The organism is Arthrobacter sp. MP_M4 (assembly GCF_035984855.1).
GTDB lineage: Bacteria > Actinomycetota > Actinomycetes > Actinomycetales > Micrococcaceae > Arthrobacter.
Genome location: NZ_JAXCHX010000060.1, coordinates 1 through 1,795, shown reverse-complemented (window position 1 = coordinate 1,795; position 1,795 = coordinate 1). Strand labels below are relative to the sequence as shown.

Sequence of the window (1,795 nt, the reverse complement as noted above, 5' to 3'; positions counted from 1 at the left end):
GCAGCGAGGTCCGGCGGTCCGCCATGCCCGAAACCAAAAACCGCCGCTGGCCCGAAAATCAATCAGGACCAACAGCGGATCGGTGGATCAAGGCTAAGGCACCACCGACGGACTCCACGTCGAGCCGTCGCCATACGGGAGGGATCCTTTGAGCGGGCGCCGTCGTCGCTTTGGGCACGTAAGGCTTCGCAGTGGCGCGCTTATCCAAGGCGCTATCTCTTACGACGACGCGCATCTCGCCCGGGTGAAGCATCAGTTGATGATTTCGCCCCGCTCGCTCGAGAGAAGTACCGATAGCCGTTCCCGCCACGTCTGCAGCTGTTCGGGTGTCAGTCGGGCCCACTCGGCGATCTCGCCGCAAATCCGCAACGGGTCTCTGCTCCGGTAGGACCGGGTGGGGTTACCAGGGAACTTCTTGTCGGTCACGTTCGGGTCGTCCTCGAACGCTCCGGTGGGCTCGACCACATACACCCGTGGAGTCGCCGCGCCCTTTGCGAGTTCCGCTGCGAGTTCCGCTGCGATTTCCGCTGCGAGGCCGGCTCCGTCGGCAAGAGCTGTGAAGTAAATGTGGTTCATCACGATCTCGGGGCGGTAGTTCGATCGGTTGCCCGCTGTGAGCAAATCGCCCACCTTCAAATCCGCGACCGTGCCGTGGAAAAAAGGGCCCTCTTCGAGCGGTCTGGACACTTTGAGCTCCTTCTGTCGGCATACTCGGCCCCGCGAGTATGCCACGTCAGCAGTGCCTTGCCGCAAGTCCCCCTCCGCGCTTTATCCTGAGAGTAGGGGAGGAGCCGAGCCAGCCGCCATCAGCGGCGTAGGCACCGCCGGTAACGAAGCTGGCTTCGTCGCTGGTCAGGAACAGCACCACGTTCGCCACTTCGTCCGGGGTTCCCCAGTGGCGCATCGGGATCGGGACCGGTGCCGCCAGCTCTTCCTCGCTTATCAGTGAGCTCCTCATCTCTGTCATGGTGGGACCGCGATACACGGTATTGACCCGCACCTCAGGACCAAGTTCGGCTGCGGTCGCACGGGTGACGCCGACATGCCGTGCTTCGCGGCGGTGTAGGCGATCCCGCCTCCGCCTGCACGGAATCCGGGCACCCGAGGACACGTTCACAAGGGTCCCTCCATGTGCGCGGAGGTCGGCGGCGAAGCGTTGGGTCATCAGGAACACGCCTTTGAGGTCAACGCTGATGACCCGGTCCCAGAGTTCCTCCCCGTCGTCTCCGCCAGCGTCGGGAAGCCATCGTGGATACCGGCGTTGTTCACCAGCACATCCACACGCCCGTAGGCTTCGACGACGGCGACGCGGGCAGCTTCGACGGTGTACGCCGCGGCGATGTTCACGGCGATCGCGGTTGCGTCCCCGCCGTTAGCGCGGATTTTCTCGACCGTGGTGGCCGCGGCGCCGAGGTTCACGTCCATCACAGCCACCTGCGCACCCTCGCGGGCGAATCGGAGTGCGATGCTTCGCCCCATGCCGCTGCCGGCTCCGGTGGTGACCGCTACCTTGCCCTGCAAGCCTGCCAGCCATAATGCCCTTCTTTCCGACGCCGCGCTCGGGCGCCGATCGATGAAACAGCACGGGCGTGCCGCTGAACAGAGGCGGCCCGCCCGTGCTGTGAGTTGGTGCTGGGTGCTGGGTGCTGGCTAGGCCTCGTCGATGACGATGCCGAAGGACTCGGGGTCGAGGGTCTCGAGGTCGAGGGTGTCTCCGGTGTCCAGGGCGTCGATCCGTGCCAGCTCGCTGGTGGTTAGTTCGAAGTCGAAGACGTCGAAGTTCTCGGCGATGCGG

At 64.7% G+C, this 1,795-nt stretch carries 3 protein-coding genes; all 3 read right to left on the bottom strand.

The annotated features are described in order from the left end of the window. Positions 1-252: 252 nt before the first annotated feature. From arr to RCH15_RS18975, 3 genes are read right to left on the bottom strand one after another with little or no spacing between them, the layout of a single operon-like run. Positions 253-687: an NAD(+)--rifampin ADP-ribosyltransferase gene (gene arr / locus RCH15_RS18985; RefSeq protein ID WP_326962206.1), complete on the bottom strand. Its 435-nt coding sequence runs from the start codon at positions 685-687 to the stop codon at positions 253-255. A gap of 46 nt (positions 688-733) precedes the next feature. Further along, positions 734-1,165 carry an SDR family NAD(P)-dependent oxidoreductase gene (locus RCH15_RS18980; protein WP_326962205.1) on the bottom strand — a complete coding sequence of 144 codons (432 nt, stop codon included), beginning with the start codon at positions 1,163-1,165 and terminating at the stop codon, positions 734-736. Then, positions 1,165-1,521: an SDR family NAD(P)-dependent oxidoreductase gene (locus RCH15_RS18975; RefSeq protein ID WP_326962204.1), complete on the bottom strand. Its 357-nt coding sequence runs from the start codon at positions 1,519-1,521 to the stop codon at positions 1,165-1,167. Before RCH15_RS18975 ends, RCH15_RS18980 begins: the two co-directional genes overlap by 1 nt. Between the last annotated feature and the right edge of the window lie 274 nt (positions 1,522-1,795).